The sequence below is a fragment of the Clostridium sp. Marseille-Q5894 genome, from assembly GCF_946902305.1.
In the GTDB taxonomy this organism is placed as follows: domain Bacteria; phylum Bacillota_I; class Bacilli_A; order Erysipelotrichales; family Coprobacillaceae; genus Thomasclavelia.
In genome coordinates, this window is the sequence record NZ_CAMPPT010000006.1 from 120,960 (window position 1) to 136,890 (window position 15,931).

Genomic DNA, 15,931 nt, shown 5'->3' on the forward strand with positions numbered 1-15,931 from the left:
TAGAAAAGCAATCTTTCATATATTTCCTGCTTTATAGAATTATTTTTTTGGAATGAAAAGCATTCAAATCTACAGCATATTTTAGTTCTTTAAATGAAGTTTCGATTCCCCAGCGCATATTATAGAGTTTTTTTACTTCTTTAGCAGGAAATTCATCTCTATCCAAATTAGTTATAATACATTCATATGTATCATCTGTTATTTTGAATTTTACAATTCCACAGTTGAATTCATAAAATAGATTATCTTTCTTCATATAATCAAATTGTGATTTATTTGATAGGACCCTAAACAGTTGTGGGCAGGCTTTGATTGTTTTTGTCTGTTTTAGAGTAAGCATTCTAAAAACATCAATATCAAATTCATCCTGATCAGGATATGGTCCTAAAGTTTGAGTCATGCACTGCTTAGATGTAATATCTCTTACTCGAGTAAGGTATTTATTGCCAGAATGTACAACATGTTCAAAATTATTGTATGATTCATAACCTTTATTATTGATAAATATAGCTTGTATTCCATTATATCTATCTACCAGTTTACGAAAAGCCTTATTTATTTTCATCTTTGGATGCTCCTCATCATATGTATGTTCCATTAAATCATATGATGCATTTAAATGATACGCATTATACCTTTTGGCACTCTTTTGATTTACAAAATAAGTTATTTTATCATCAATATCAAATCTAATCGGTACTGAGCATCCATCAACCGCAAGCAATCTATATCCTTTATATAAATTATTTTGACTTTTATATGTTTTTGAATTAAATGATTCAAAGAGCCATTAAAAAGCTTGATATTTAATCTTACATCTCTGCTGCACAAAAGCTGAAGCAGATGAATTATTAATATTCAAATCAAAATTGTTATAAAGTTCATCTTTAATTGATCCAGCTTCCATCCATAGAATAAATTTAATTAATGATTTAAAAGGAAGTTTTCTATTTCTGGTAAAATCTTTATCAGGATTAAAAAGAAATTCTCTATAATCTTGAGATAGTTTGTCAACAGTTTGCATCAAAAAACGCAAAAAAAAAGAAACTCAAATTTGATTTTGAGATTCTCTAATCAAAAAAACCTTAACCTAATGACATTGTTCAAGCAAACAGCTCTCAGAACATAAAATATAAAGATTTTATATTTTAAAATTTGTGAATTAACTTTTTCTATTTCCATTTAGACTGTAAATAGTAACAATCATTGGAAAAAATATTAGCAGATACAATAATCATTATCTATTTCTAAAACAACATTACTAACTAAAGTTAATATTAAATAACCATTATTTCTTATCTTCTTTTGTTTAATTTTTTATTATATCGATTCACAATTGGATAACAAATTAACGCAACAATAATACCTATACCTGATTGAAAAATATTTTCTGGTATTCCTGTTAATGCAATAGCAGCACTTCCTTTTAGATACCATTTTGCTAAAAAGTATCCTACTACCATAATAACTGCCCCCAGCACATATGCTGGTATTTGAGCTTTCTTGCCAAATCTTTGAATCAAATAAGAAACAACGATCCCCACTAATCCCTTGATGAACAATGTTGGAATAAAATAATAAGCATACCCACCAGCAACATCTGCCAAAGCACTTCCTAATCCACCAACTAAAAAAGCTAAAAATGGATTAAGGATGGATGCAAACAATAAAATAAATCCATCACCTAAATTAAAATAACCATCTAAGGTATTTGGTATTTTAATAAATAATGTTGCAATAAAAACAATTGCAATCCCTAATCCTGTCAAAACCATTTTCTTTGTTGTTAATCCTTTTTTCATATATTCCTCCATTTCCGTCCGCCTCCATCGGTCGAACACAAACATGTGATTAAAATCTAAATTTACTATTAATCAAAATCAATTTAGACTATTATTATACGATTTGTTTTTATCATAAGTAATATTCTTAATATCTTTATATTCTTCGATTAATAACAAATTTTTTTCACACTTATATACCCCTTTACTTGTTCTCCATCATATCAAACATCTATACATTTTAAAATATACAATTTATGTATTTTTTTAAGGACAGTTTGTTATAATTAAATTGATGATCAATATAAAATTATCTATAAAAACAATATATTAAGAGACTGTTTTTTATCCCCATCATTATTTAAAAATTGGACATAAATAAGCTATTCAACTCCATTTTAATATTTAATCTCAAACATTTTTAAGATTGAAAATTTTCGAATATATGCCATTCAATATTTATTAGGATATACTTTTTTCATTACTATTTCATTTTTAACTTTTTTTATTAATAAAAATGAGTTATTAAAACTCATTTTTACCCAACCTAGTTTCGTTTTCAATTTTTTCTAAAAAACTGTATTCTTCTCCAACATTAGTTACATCAAACTGCATGACACTTTTACTAAGCCAGTACCACTTTCTAGCCATCTTTCCAACTATATTTCCTACTTCTGCTATGCTTATTTCATTTATAGAAACATATCCTGAGTACTGACGATGTACAAAATTACTTTTTTCAAAAAATTTTTTAATATCTCTCCAGCCATTCTTATAATTTTTTGAAGGATAATATTTTTTTAGAAGACTATCATTTAAATCAAAATTAATTGCTTTTCTGCTTTTTGAAGAAATTTGCATATCTATTCTTTATTCGATAATATGATTCTAATGCATCTTCTCGATATTCTATCGTATCGCCTTCATACCAGCAATACCATTTTTCTACTACCTTTAAAAACCACTCACTGTTAGGAAAACCAGTTTGTGCACAAGCAAAAGTACTAAAATCTTTATTTGTTCCTTTATAAAAACCGATACCTGTTTTTTTAACACCTCTACTAATAAAATATCTGTCTATTTTATTATAACATTCATTAATATCAACATTATTTATTTCAGCCTTTTCTTCACTTAGAACAATTTCCATCATCATCTTTATCACTTCCTATCAAGTATATAATACCTAAATCGGTCTATCTTTACAATACGATATTTATCCTTCATTATTATATACTTTGATAAAAGTGTTTTTACTTCAAACTTTATACTCTCGTTTAATTTTTTAAATAAATTCAACAATTCATAATAAAAATTATACCACACCTGCAACCAAGAAATCATCATCGATTACAATTTGATCAGGTATCCCCTCTCTTATAATAACTGCAGATTTTTTTTATTATTTAGATTTGAAAAATTATTAACGTCTTTATTATATGTTTTCTTTACAATATCATTATCAATTTTTAAAATTAATTTTATTGAAATTGAATTATCCATTACACCCTAATTAATTATTTAATTTCTTAGTAATAAAATAATTTGTTCTTCTTTCATTTGACTGAATTCATTTTTTATTATAGCCCAAATTCTATTTTGAAAATTTTCATCGATTAAAATATTCTTTTTTAATCCTGAAATAATATATTTATATGCCTCTAAAGATTTATATCTTAATAAAAAATTTGTAACAATTTATATAATTAGTAATATTTTATCTGATTTAGATATAAGTGTATTTAGTTTAGAACCTGATTTTGTTTCTGAATTTTATACTTTACTGTTATATAACTTTAAATTTAGAAATTATACCGCTCAAAGCCTTGAGTTAACAATAAAAGGTTTCCAAACTGGTTGTACCATAGAACGTCAAAAATAAATCATAATTTATTCTATAAAAACATCTTGTTGTGCTTACTATATACCTGAACAACACACTCACTGGCCCTTGAAGAGCCTTTTATTTTGTAAGTTCACTAATTTCTATATGTTTTTTGAACAAAATGATTAGATAGATTCATGACAAGGTAACTGATCAAATTCCTCTAGTATTTGATTCCAATTAATTTCATTACTCATAATAGAAAACCTCCTTTTTTAAGACAACGTTATTATCTCATAAAAAAGTGAGGTTTGTTAGTGTGTGAATTATAGAGAATTTACAATACATTATTAGGATAGATAATAAAATAGCAAAAAATTGTCTGCTTATATTAAAATACAGACAATCTTATATTATGATTTTTAGAAAAAACAGTTTATAAAAAGCTAAATAAATCGTCCTGAATCAATAAATAATTATGATAAAAGAATTCAAAAAAGATAACAATTCTTAATTAATAAACAACACATAAAAGATTATTGAAAATTAACTAAAAAATTTTTCATGTTCATAAAGCATTATTTATATAAAAAAATTGTATTTACATTTACCAAATCATATTTAATAAACTTCTTGTTAATTCAATTTTAATATTTTTATACTTAATACATCTGTAATCAAAATTTATTTTAGATATTTATCATAAATACTATCTATTTTTTTATCTAACTCAGAAATTTTTGTTTCTAAATCTTCTTTTTGAGAAATAAAATTATTTTCAAGACTTGCACGTTTATTTTCCAGTTCTTTACGATACTCTCTTACATCCAAAAGACTACTTACAAAAATGTTATTTGCTTTAGAAAAGTTATTAATTTTTGTTAACATCGAATTAAAACGATTTCTTTTATAACTTTCCTTTGATGAATCTGAACCAATAGTAAATAATATATATCCTTTTTGATTTATTACATTAGATAACATAGAACTAGCCCCGTCACGATTCCATGGTATTGCTCCTAAATACCAAAAATTATCTTTTGATTCTAAAGTGGTTAATGTTAATTCTTCCTCACCATGATGAACAATTATAGAGATTCCTTGTTTCATAAGATTCCCATTATACTCACTTCGATAAGAATTTTCAGGAAAGTATACAACTTCTGGTAACCCAATCCCTGCTTTCTTTGCGACAGCCTTACAAGATTCTAACCATTTATCGATATCTTCGCTTTCATCCCATTTTAAACAGCATTGCCACCCCATTTGCATTAATTCATTAAACTGTTCCAAGCTTAAACAATTATCTTGTCCTGGAAAAATTGTTGGAGATAATGTCAACATTCCAACAAACTCATGTTCTTTCATTAAAGGATAAATATCTGTATAAATATTTTCATTTAAATCAGTAAATAAAAAGGCTAGACTACTAATTCCCTGAGTCTCATTATTATAATTTTTCTCTAAATTTGATAAATCATTTTCTAACTGTTGTTTTTCTTTGGTTAAGGATTCCATTTCTTCTTCCATTTGAGTATAATGAACATCTATTTCCTTTTTAATCTGATCTTCTCGCCAAAAAAAGAATATTAAAAATCCTACAGTAATAATAGCTACAAGAACTATTATAACTTTTATTTTTTGTTCTTTATTTAGATTTAATTTATTCATACTAATATCTTCATCTTCTTCCATAATAGTCCCTCATTATAATAAATTACTTTAAATAAAAATATATTACTTCATTTAACAACATCCATTAAAACTTATTACTATGATAGAAATAAATCAATCATACAAATATATATTTTCATTATTATATTACTCAATGATTACCTCTATCCTTAGTATTCTATCTAGTCAATAGATATACTCATATTTGTTTTTGGCATAAAATAATATAGATCTATTTCTTTTTATATATCTTCTAATAAATAATGGTACTATGTCAAGAAAAAGTACCAGTTAAATAGAAATTTTTTCTATTTAACTTCTACATTTGAAAAATCCAGATTCATAATTATTTAGTCTCATATAACTTTACCTCTTATTTATCTATAATTTGATTATTGATTAATATAGATTACATCTATATTAATCAATACTGTTGTTACTCTACTGAAATTTCTTTATTTAGCTGGACCTAAATATATACTAGCATCATAACATTTAGTTTCAAACAAAGCTTAGCTTTTATAAACCCTACACAAGCATCATTATAATTGCCATTTTTACACAATCTTAGATTGTTTGATTATAAATTAATTAAATTTATAATAATCTCCCATTTTATATCTTAACAAGTCTTTCTAAAAATAAAGCATTTTAAAAATCCAAAACAATATAGTAAAACAACTTGCAAAGTTTTAATTTCATAAACACTAAATATATAAATATCTATGGTTAAATCATATAAACTTTTTCATTTATTATAATAATTTTAATTCTGATTTTTCTAAAACTATTAATTTGTACTATTCAAATTAATAGTTTTTATCATTGTCTAAATCTGATTAAAACAAATGATTTAAAAATATCTATAAAATACCTTAACTCTTTTGACTTTATGTTAGGGACAATCAAGCCAATAAATGAAATAACAACAGTAAATATTAATAATAAAATAAACCATAATATTGAAAAATGTGTCGGAAAAAAATAAGTCTTTATAATTGAAATAAATAATGTAATTAATATAACCTGTATAAATCTAATAAAATAATTGAAATAATATTTCTTTGGACTCATCTTTAATCCATGTTTAAAAATTATATACGGATCATACCATGCGTTAACAAACACTCGAGAAAAAGTTGTTCCTAATAAAACCCCAATTACACCAATTTGTTTTGCTAAAATAACAGACACTACAATATTTATTCCTGCTGCAAATATAGGTCTATATTTACCTTGAACAAACAATCCCATCGTTGTTCTAAATGTCCATAGACTTTGCAACATTCCTTCAATAAAATAATTTAAGCAAAATACTAATACTATTGATAATTGGAAAGTATATTTTTCACCAAAAAAGACAGAAATGAAAGGATTATAAAGAATAAACATGCATATAAAACAAAACGCATAAATATTAAAATACATAAAATCTATTTTTTTAAAAAGATCATAGTGTTTCTCGGTACTTTCTGACGCAATATAATTTCCCAAGCTTCCTGTTAATGCGGAACCAATCTGTGAAACAACCATAGTTAAAGATCCAGAAATCAATGTATAATTTGATAATATTCCTACATTTTTTACACTTGTGAATGCAGAAATTATTATATTGTCTGTACCATTTAATGCAACTCCAGCTACTTTTGAAAGAACTAAAGCTTTTACATCTTCTTTAATTAAATTTATATTATTCTTAGACAAAGGTGTAAAATCTTTATTTTTTAAATATGGATAAATTTGCAATACTTTTTTACTGATAAAAACATTTTCACAAAAGGTACAACAGATTTGAATAAATAAATATAGTAAAAAGTTTTGAAATAATATGATTATAGCTATTTGTATAATACTTTTTACAATAACAAATATAAATCTATACTGAGAGCAAACATAAGCTTTTTGATCAGCATTCAATATAGAACGTCTATATGCAAAAAAATAGGATACTACTGAATCTGCCAAAAACATCAAATAAATAATATGTATATTATCTATTCCCTTAGCATCATTAATAATCATGGTAAGGAATGGTAATATTAATAAACCTGCTATTCCTACAAATATACCAATATATTGATATACACGCGCATAAAATTTCATCAATGATAAAATTTTATCTTCATCATTGTTTGATAGAGGTTTATATAAATTATATGTCATTGCTGTTCCAAATCCCATTTCTGCTAATGATAATACGGATAAGATATTACTAAATAATCCATTAACACCTAAATAAGTTTCACCTAGATATTTTATAAAAAATATTCTAACAACAAAATTGACCACTAAAACAATTATTTGAGAAAGAAAACCATAAAACATATTTCTGGTAGTACTTTACTCTATGACATTTTTATTATTCACAAACATGTACATTTTTAAACCATAAACTAATTAGATCAAATTTTTAATAATTTAATTTAATAAAATCATTCCTACCATTTATCCTTTCAAACAACTAAAAATTCATTTACAAATATTGATAAATTTAGCTAAAGTGTCTTGAAAAAATAAGATATAATGTTAAAATAATTCAGTCAGTGTAACAATAGGGGGAAGATCAATGAAAGCATTTACAGAAATGAACAAAAATGAACTACTAGATTTAAAAAAAACGTTAGATCAAAAATACCAGGAATTTAAAGCCCAAAATTTAAAACTTGATATGTCCCGAGGTAAACCATGCAGTGAACAATTAGACTTATCAATGTCCATTTTAAATATGAAAGATTACACTATCGATGGTATCGATTGTCGTAATTATGGGGGATTAGAAGGTCTACCTTCATTACGTAAATTATTTTCTCAACTATTAGAAGTAAATGAAAATAATGTTATTATCGGTGGAACATCTAGTCTTACTTTAATGTATGATTATATTTCTCAAGCCATGTTATTTGGTGTTTGTGGCAGTAAACCATGGTCAAAGCAAAATATAAAATTTTTATGTCCAGTTCCTGGATATGATCGTCATTTTGCTTTTTGTGAACATTTTGGAATTGAAATGGTTAATGTTCCAATGACTAGTTCAGGTCCTGATATTAACGTAATTAATGAATTGATCAAAGATGATAGTGTAAAAGGAATGTTTTGTGTTCCAAAATATTCAAATCCACAAGGAATTACTTATAGCGATGAAGTCGTTAAAGCCTTAGCTGCTTTAAAGCCAGCTGCTAAAGATTTTAGAATTATTTATGATAATGCCTACTGTGTTCATGATTTAAGTGAACAAGGGGATACACTTTTAAATATTTTTGATGAATTACCACTTCATAATAATGAAGATTTAGTTATTATGGTTGCTTCTACATCAAAAATCACATTTGCAGGAGGAGGAGTTTCTTGTCTTGTAGCTAGTGATAATAATATTTCAGATATAAAGAAACGTTTATTCTATCAATCAATCTCACAAGATAAAATGAATCAGTTACGACACCTTAAGTTTTTTAATGATGTAGATAGTATTAAAGCACACATGAAAAAACAGGCTGCTATCTTAAAACCTAAATTTGATTGTGTAATTAGCAACTTAAAAAACGAATTAGCTAATAAAGGGATTGCTTCATGGCATGAACCTAAAGGTGGTTATTTTGTTAGTTTAGATGTTATGCCTGGCTGTGCTAAAAGAGTTGGTCAATTATGTAAAGAAGCTGGAGTCGTTTTAACAACTATCGGTGCAACATTCCCATATGGAAAAGATCCTCAAGACTCTAATATTAGAATTGCTCCTTCATATCCAACAATTGATGAATTATCTAAAGCTATGTCATTATTATGTATTTGTGTACAAATAGCTGCAGTTGAGCAATTATTAAGTCGTTAATAAATAATTATAGTTTTTTATCTTCAAGGCAATTAATCACTTATTGTAATTATTGCCTTTTTTATATTTAATTGTTAAATCAACCAATAGAAAATACTAATGAATATTTTTTAATACAAAAAATTTAAAAAACAAGACCCACATTGTGAATCTTGTTTTTTTATTATTTCTTATCTATATCTTCTTTTTTTATTTTCATAAAACGCAAGTGAAGCAATTACTAAACCAGCAAGAGGATATAACAAGTTGGTAGTATCACCAGTATTAATTGATGCCATTGTATCTCCAGATTTAACTACTTCTAATCCCTTGATACCAGCCATTAAGTTTTCATATGCCACTTGTACACCAGCTTCGTCAATTTCTTCATTAACTAATGCTGCTTTGGCTTCTTCTAAAGCATTTATCATGACAGACCATGTTTTAGCTGTGTAATTTGCCACATTTAATGTTTGTGCTTTATTGATTAATTCTTGTAATAAATCCTTATTTGGAATCAATCTTAAGTCTAAATATGCTCTTGTTAAGGCTTCATATGCTCCGTCGACTTCTGCTTGGGTTGCATCAACATTTTCTAATACAGCTTTTGCATTAGCCATTGGATCAGTTAAGTTAGCTACTGTTGCTTCTGTGTATTTAGATATATCTAATCCATTAACCATATCATACATTGCTTGTAATCTTGTTTTATCAGCTCTTAATACTAAGCTAGACATTGCATCTTTCAAGTTATTATATGCTTCGTCAACTTCTTCTTGCATTGCATTGTCATTATTCATGACATCTTTAGCTGCATCTAAGGCATCTTGTAAAGCTGTCCATGAATCAGTTGTATAGTCTTCTTCAACAAGTTTTTCAACTTCAGCGATTAAAGCTTCTAAAGCATCCTTATCACCTTGAAGGAATCCTAATTTATGAATAGCATTAGCTAGACGATAGAAAGCACTATCTACTGTAATTTGATCTACACTAGAATCTGCTAAAACTGTTTGAGCATTTTCTAGAGCTGTATCAAATTCAATTACAACAACAGGTACAACTTGATCTAATGCCCCATTAGTTTTTAAAGTATTAGCTGTATCAACAGCGATTTGTAACGCCACTTTGTTTGTTTCAACTACTACTGGTTTATCTACCAAAGCTTCTATTGCTTCATTTAATGCTGTTACAGCTTCATCAACTTCAACTTGGGTTGCATTTTCTTTTTCATAAACACTTTGGCAAGCTGCTAAAACTGTTTGTAGATTTTGATATGATTCTTGAGTATAAAGCGTACCATCAACTTCTAATGCTCTTTGAATACTTTCTTCCAAATTACTTTTATCTACTACTATTTTTTCCAATTTCAAAATAGCTTCTTTTAAATTCCATGATGCGATATCAATATTATTTTGTGAAATATCATCTTGTTTTAATAACTCTTGAGCTTCATTTAAACATTCTAAATATGCATCATAACTTTCTTGAGTATAGTTATTTTGATCAATAACTTCACTTACAAGACTTTGTAATTCTGTTTTGTTTGCTAAAACTGCTAAAGATTGATATGCCTGACGTAATTGCTCAATTATTTGATCTATTTCTTTTTGACTAACATCTTCTTTTTCATAAACAGTTTGTGCTTGCTGTTTTATATTTAGATAGCTTTGATAACTTTCACTTGTATATAATTCTTGAGCAGCTTCTTTATTCAATTCACTTTCTAAAACCTTTTTATCAATAATAGCCTGTGAATTAATAATTACTTCATTCAAACGCCACCATGCCGCATCGTTATCCTTCGTTGCTAAAACTTTTATTCCTAATACATCAATTGGTTGGGCTAAAGTAACTGTTTCATCTGAAATTCCTTGTAACTCTTGAAGAGTCTCAAAAGTTTTTCCATCCTTTGAAATCTGTAATTCACCATATTTTAAGATATCTCGATCAGAAACAAGTCTAACTGTTTCTAAATTAACAGGTTCTCTAAACATAATTTGTACATAGTCACCAGCTTTTTGATAATTATTCTTCCAATAAGTTGTCGAAGTATCATTATCAAATGCATAATCAACATTATAAATATAACCAGTATTTGGATCTTGATATGGGTTACCATTAGTTGTTACTACAGCAAATTTTTTCATATATAAATTATTTTTAGCATTTTCTATTTGTGAAACAGCTAAATCAACTCTTTTTTGTGTAGCATTAATATCATTATAGATCTCTTGACCAATCTGTTTTGCAATATCATAATCTTTCAATGCTTTACTATCATACATAGATTTATCAATTTCTTCTTTAAGAAGTTCTTTTAATCTAGCTTTATCAGTCTTTTCTACATCAGTATTTCCATTATATAATTGATCTACTTGCTGAACAATTATTGTCATCATTGATTTCACTTCATTATATGTACCTTCTTGTAAAGCTAGCTTTAACTCATCAATATTTGAACTCAATACTTCTCTAAATATACGATTCGATTCTGTTTCTAAAACTTCACTTAATGCCTGAGTGGCTAAATTAATAACATCATTAATTTCTTCTTCACGCATTCCAAAAACTTCAAATTCAGAAAAATTTCCTGAATAATAGGCATTTCCAGCCCAAGTAGCACAAAACATTTTAGTTTGTTCATATTTAATATATCGTGCTTGTAATGCCTGGTCTATTTTGCAGATGACCTTACCACTTGTACCACCACCAGGATTTTCTTGTACATCAATACACTGCCAATTTTCTCCATCTTTTGATACATGTAATTTATAAGCACCTGGCTTTTCTTTAAAATGAATTGTAATATTTTCTAATAAACATATCTCATTTAAATCTACCTGTACCCAAGCACTATCATCTCTATTAAGAGAAATTCTATTACCATAATCACCATCAGTTGCATTTTGAGGATCAAATTGTGGATAAACTAAAGTTCCATCATCATTATAACCACCTTCAACACCACTTACAGTTACTGGTTTATGCAATGCTAAGTTTGATGCTGGTACAACTTCAGTAGTTTTAACCTTATTATAAATAGACATTGATTTTAAATAACCTTTAATTCCTAAACCAACTTTTTCTACAGGTAAAACAAATGTACTACTTGCTTGTTTACTAGCACTTACTTGATAATATTCACCATTACCAATAAGAACATTATCAATATAAAGCTGTAAATCAGTGTTACTACAAGTCATGGTAAAATGATGCATTACATTTTCCATAACATCATAATCAAATAAATATACATACCCTTTTCTTTGATAACCTATTTTTCCGGTATTATCATAGTTATAATACATCACCCCATCTTTACCACTAAACATTATTGCATTAGCTGGTGTTGATGAAGAAATCATCATTTCAAAATCGATCGTATAAGGGTATCCAATTGAATTAAATGGCAATGATACATATCCTTTACCATCCAATAATAAAGCTTTTTGACTTGAATCAACCTTTAATCCTACTACATTAGCATCATAATGATTATCTGATAAATCTTTAATTACTCCATTTTCAACGTTTTCAAAATTATAATTTGCAACTAATTCACTATTTGATTTAACATAACGAGCTGGATTAGCAGTAGGTGCATATTGACCAAATTTTTCAACTCGCTGCATAAATTCATCACCAGTTTGGCCTTCTGTTTTTTCACCATACCAGTTTTTTTCTGCCATCAACATAATTTGATCGCGATGTCTATCAAAAATATCAAATTCAGATGCTCCAACTTTGATATCATTCCATAAAGCAGCCTCAGATCCTAACATTAATGGATGACCAGGCTTAACAACTTCATTAGTTGATATCATTCCAGCTTCCCATGTATTATATAAATTCTTAATATTTAAATAATCATGATAACCAGCTGCTGGGACAATGTATAAATATCCATCGATATTATTGATCATTGGATATTCACCTTCTAACATCAATCCTAAATTAGCAAAACTTCTAGCCCAAAAATGGAATACTGCTTCGTTAGATACAGGTGTTTTACCACCATAACTACTACCTTCAACATTTAACCCTGACCAAAGTCGAGTTTGAATATTTTTAGAATTAACATATTTTATCATTTCATCCATATAAGCACGCATTTCTTCGTTATGCCCTGAAGGATATTCATCAGTTCCAATATTGAACTTTTGATTCCTAAATACTGGATCATCACCATCTAAAAACTCATCATATAGTGATTTCATAAAAGCAACAGCATCAGGATTAGATAAATCAATATGACTACCGTCTAACATTATTGATGGATCTACATAGTTTATAGATCGACAATGAGCTGGTGTATCAATTTCCGTTACTACTTCAACACCATATTGATATACTTCTTTTTGATATTCTTTATAATCTTCTTGTGAGTAAACTTCATCTGCTGGTATTCCTGAATTAATAGCCGGATATTTTTTACTTTCTACTCTAAATGCTGTAGATTGCTCTCCACCATCATCATTAATATGAACATGAATTTCATTTAATTTAAAAAATGCAGCATATTTTGTAATTTCTTCTAAATAATCTAATGGCATATAAAATCTAGCCACATCTAACATCGTAGATCTAACTTGATATTGTGGGTAATCTCTCATTAATCCTTTAGGTAATAATAAATTCTGGTTATCCATAAACATTTGTGATAATGTTGCTCCAGCATATAATAAACCCTTTTCTTCTGGGGCTTTTACTGTTACAGAATCATCAATATCTAACGTATAACCTTCATTACCAACTGTCAAACTTTTATCTAATTCAATTGAAATATCGCCTGATTCAATTTCTTTAGAAACAATTGAAACTTGTGTTTGTGTCATTTCTTCAATATAAAATGCAATTTTTGATGCAACATCTTTTAACGAATTATCCTTTATAACCAGATTTCCATTAAATTTGAAAGTTCCCTGATTACCTTTCCATTCTCGAATACCTGGTAAAACTTGTGGTCTGTTAATTTGTCCATCATTATATTGACCATTAACTTTAACTATAATTGGATCATCCATATGTAGACTTTCTTTTGTATCCTTATTTTCTACTTGATAATACAAATAAACAATCATATCTTCCAATGGTTGGGTAATTTTACCATCTTCTCTAATAACAGCACTATTACTTGTTCCATATAATGAAATATTATATTGCTCATTTTCTATAGCTGGTAAAATAATTTTTTGGCCATCAGAAGATAATGTTGGTGCTTTATCTTTTATCCCGTTAAATATTTCAAGCAATTGCGTATCTGAAGTTGTTTTTTCAATTCCAAGTGTGGGCCCGGTATTTTCTACTTTTTCAATAGAAAGGGGTTCTTCTTGAGCAGCTGAAATATTTATTGTGCCCAACGAAAAAAGCATAGACATACATACTAGCACAACAAAAAATTTTTTCATCTTTTTCACCTTCTTTTAATTTTTCTTCTTGCTACATATTTCAAAAATTATTAAAGTCAAAACCACTATGATTACATCTATATCTTCAAACCTCCATATCTTGCTATTATATTTTATTTAACACCCTCCTTTACTCTTAAAATTTATACTATTTATATTATAAATAAAAAAACAAGACGCAAAAGATAAAACCAATCTTTTGCGGTCTTGCCTAATCAAATAGTAACAACCCTTGATACTTAAATTATCGCATCACCAATCTTTAAAGTCAATATTTAAATCAAAAAATTAATATATATTACTATTTAACAAATATTTTTATCACTATTTACTTTTCATAACTTTATTTTTTCGATACTCAAGAAAATCATTAAAAAACATTCTGATAACACAAATCAACGGTACCCCTAAAAACATTCCCATAAATCCAAATAAGCTTCCAAATATTGTTATTGAACAAATAATCCAAAACGGCGAAATTCCTACACTATCACCTAAGATCCGTGGTCCTAAAATCAAACCATCAAATTGCTGTAATGCAAAAATAAATATTGCTGATGTTATTGCTGGCATAAATCCTTCAATCAATAAAACAATAAAAACAACTGGTATTCCCCCAATAAAAGGACCAAAATATGGAATCATATTAGTAATAAAAACAACAAATGCTAATAATGGAAAAAATGGCAGACCCATCAATCCAAAGCCCACTAAAGCTATTAACCCAATAATCACAGAATCAATAAACTTACCATAAATAAATTTACCAAAAATACGGTGTGACTTAAAAGCATACTCATGAATTAATTCAAGATTATCTTTTTCAATAAAAGATAACATGAAACGATCAAAAATATTTGCTAATTTATCCGCCTCAATTAAAATATAAGGACAAAATATCAAACCCATCAAAATCGTTAATAACGTACTTCCCGTCTTTCCCGCAAAGATAATAATTTCCATAAAATCTTTACTGCTAAAACTCTTTAAAGAATCAACAAAAGTACGTTCAAATTGAATAATTACCTGCGAAGTATTAGGATCATCAAAAGTCTTATTAATTGAACTTTCAAACCCCTTAACATATGTATCAATGTTTTTTATAAACTCAACTGCATATTCCATTACCATTGGAATCAACCAAGTAAGCAGTAATACTACCAATAATATTACAATCAAGCTCACTAATAAAACACTAATAACACGCTGATGTTTAACTAAAAATTTATTTTCACTATTAATAAACAATTTTGATACTGTCTGTACTAATGGTTCTAAAAAATAAGCTAATATTCCCCCAATTATAATTGGAAAAAAAGCATTCAACAAAATAGAAAACCATGATGTATCAAAAGTCTTATAAATTACTATTAAAATGATACCAATTATTAATAAACCGCTATATTGTTTTAATTTATTTACGCGCATGATAGTTCTC

At 27.2% G+C, this 15,931-nt stretch carries 9 protein-coding genes; 1 reads left to right on the plus strand and 8 read right to left on the minus strand.

Features of this window, described 5'->3' with window-relative positions:
• Positions 1-31: 31 nt before the first annotated feature.
• From OC535_RS10330 to OC535_RS10355, 6 genes are all read right to left on the minus strand, one after another.
• Positions 32-724: a transposase gene (locus OC535_RS10330; RefSeq protein WP_498823755.1), complete on the minus strand. Its 693-nt coding sequence runs from the start codon at positions 722-724 to the stop codon at positions 32-34.
• 571 nt (positions 725-1,295) lie between these two features.
• Positions 1,296-1,802, minus strand: a complete 507-nt coding sequence (locus OC535_RS10335; RefSeq protein WP_498823756.1) for an ECF transporter S component — start codon at positions 1,800-1,802, stop codon at positions 1,296-1,298.
• 504 nt (positions 1,803-2,306) lie between these two features.
• The gene (vapD, locus tag OC535_RS10340; RefSeq protein ID WP_498823757.1) at positions 2,307-2,642 is read right to left on the minus strand and encodes a VapD family protein; all 336 of its coding nucleotides are present in this window, start codon (positions 2,640-2,642) and stop codon (positions 2,307-2,309) included.
• Positions 2,608-2,937, minus strand: a complete 330-nt coding sequence (locus OC535_RS10345; RefSeq protein ID WP_498823758.1) for a hypothetical protein — start codon at positions 2,935-2,937, stop codon at positions 2,608-2,610. Before OC535_RS10345 ends, vapD begins: the two co-directional genes overlap by 35 nt.
• A gap of 1,353 nt (positions 2,938-4,290) precedes the next feature.
• Complete coding sequence (locus OC535_RS10350; protein WP_498823759.1) at positions 4,291-5,301, minus strand: hypothetical protein; 1,011 nt, start codon at positions 5,299-5,301, stop codon at positions 4,291-4,293.
• Between the two features lie 801 nt (positions 5,302-6,102).
• Positions 6,103-7,605 carry a lipopolysaccharide biosynthesis protein gene (locus tag OC535_RS10355; protein ID WP_498823760.1) on the minus strand — a complete coding sequence of 501 codons (1,503 nt, stop codon included), beginning with the start codon at positions 7,603-7,605 and terminating at the stop codon, positions 6,103-6,105.
• Between the two features lie 241 nt (positions 7,606-7,846).
• On the opposite strand from OC535_RS10355, the gene OC535_RS10360 reads away from it, so the two are divergent.
• Positions 7,847-9,106: an aspartate aminotransferase type Ic gene (locus tag OC535_RS10360; protein WP_498823761.1), complete on the plus strand. Its 1,260-nt coding sequence runs from the start codon at positions 7,847-7,849 to the stop codon at positions 9,104-9,106.
• A 170-nt stretch (positions 9,107-9,276) separates the two neighbouring features.
• Here OC535_RS10360 and OC535_RS10365 read toward each other — a convergent pair whose 3' ends face one another.
• Together OC535_RS10365 and OC535_RS10370 are read right to left on the minus strand one after the other, a co-directional pair.
• The gene (locus tag OC535_RS10365; RefSeq protein ID WP_498823762.1) at positions 9,277-14,493 is read right to left on the minus strand and encodes a family 20 glycosylhydrolase; all 5,217 of its coding nucleotides are present in this window, start codon (positions 14,491-14,493) and stop codon (positions 9,277-9,279) included.
• Positions 14,494-14,817: 324 nt separating this feature from the next.
• Entirely contained in the window at positions 14,818-15,921 is a 1,104-nt protein-coding gene (locus tag OC535_RS10370) for an AI-2E family transporter (protein WP_498823763.1), read from the minus strand.
• Positions 15,922-15,931: the final 10 nt, after the last annotated feature.

Bases quoted from the DNA above. Each gene is read 5' to 3' on its own strand.
- OC535_RS10335 (WP_498823756.1), bottom strand. From the start codon at position 1,802: ATGAAAAAAGGATTAACAACAAAGAAAATGGTTTTGACAGGATTAGGG.
- vapD (WP_498823757.1), bottom strand. From the start codon at position 2,642: ATGCAAATTTCTTCAAAAAGCAGAAAAGCAATTAATTTTGATTTAAAT.
- OC535_RS10345 (WP_498823758.1), bottom strand. From the start codon at position 2,937: ATGATGATGGAAATTGTTCTAAGTGAAGAAAAGGCTGAAATAAATAAT.
- OC535_RS10350 (WP_498823759.1), bottom strand. From the start codon at position 5,301: ATGGAAGAAGATGAAGATATTAGTATGAATAAATTAAATCTAAATAAA.
- OC535_RS10355 (WP_498823760.1), bottom strand. From the start codon at position 7,605: ATGTTTTATGGTTTTCTTTCTCAAATAATTGTTTTAGTGGTCAATTTT.
- OC535_RS10360 (WP_498823761.1), top strand. From the start codon at position 7,847: ATGAAAGCATTTACAGAAATGAACAAAAATGAACTACTAGATTTAAAA.
- OC535_RS10365 (WP_498823762.1), bottom strand. From the start codon at position 14,493: ATGAAAAAATTTTTTGTTGTGCTAGTATGTATGTCTATGCTTTTTTCG.
- OC535_RS10370 (WP_498823763.1), bottom strand. From the start codon at position 15,921: ATGCGCGTAAATAAATTAAAACAATATAGCGGTTTATTAATAATTGGT.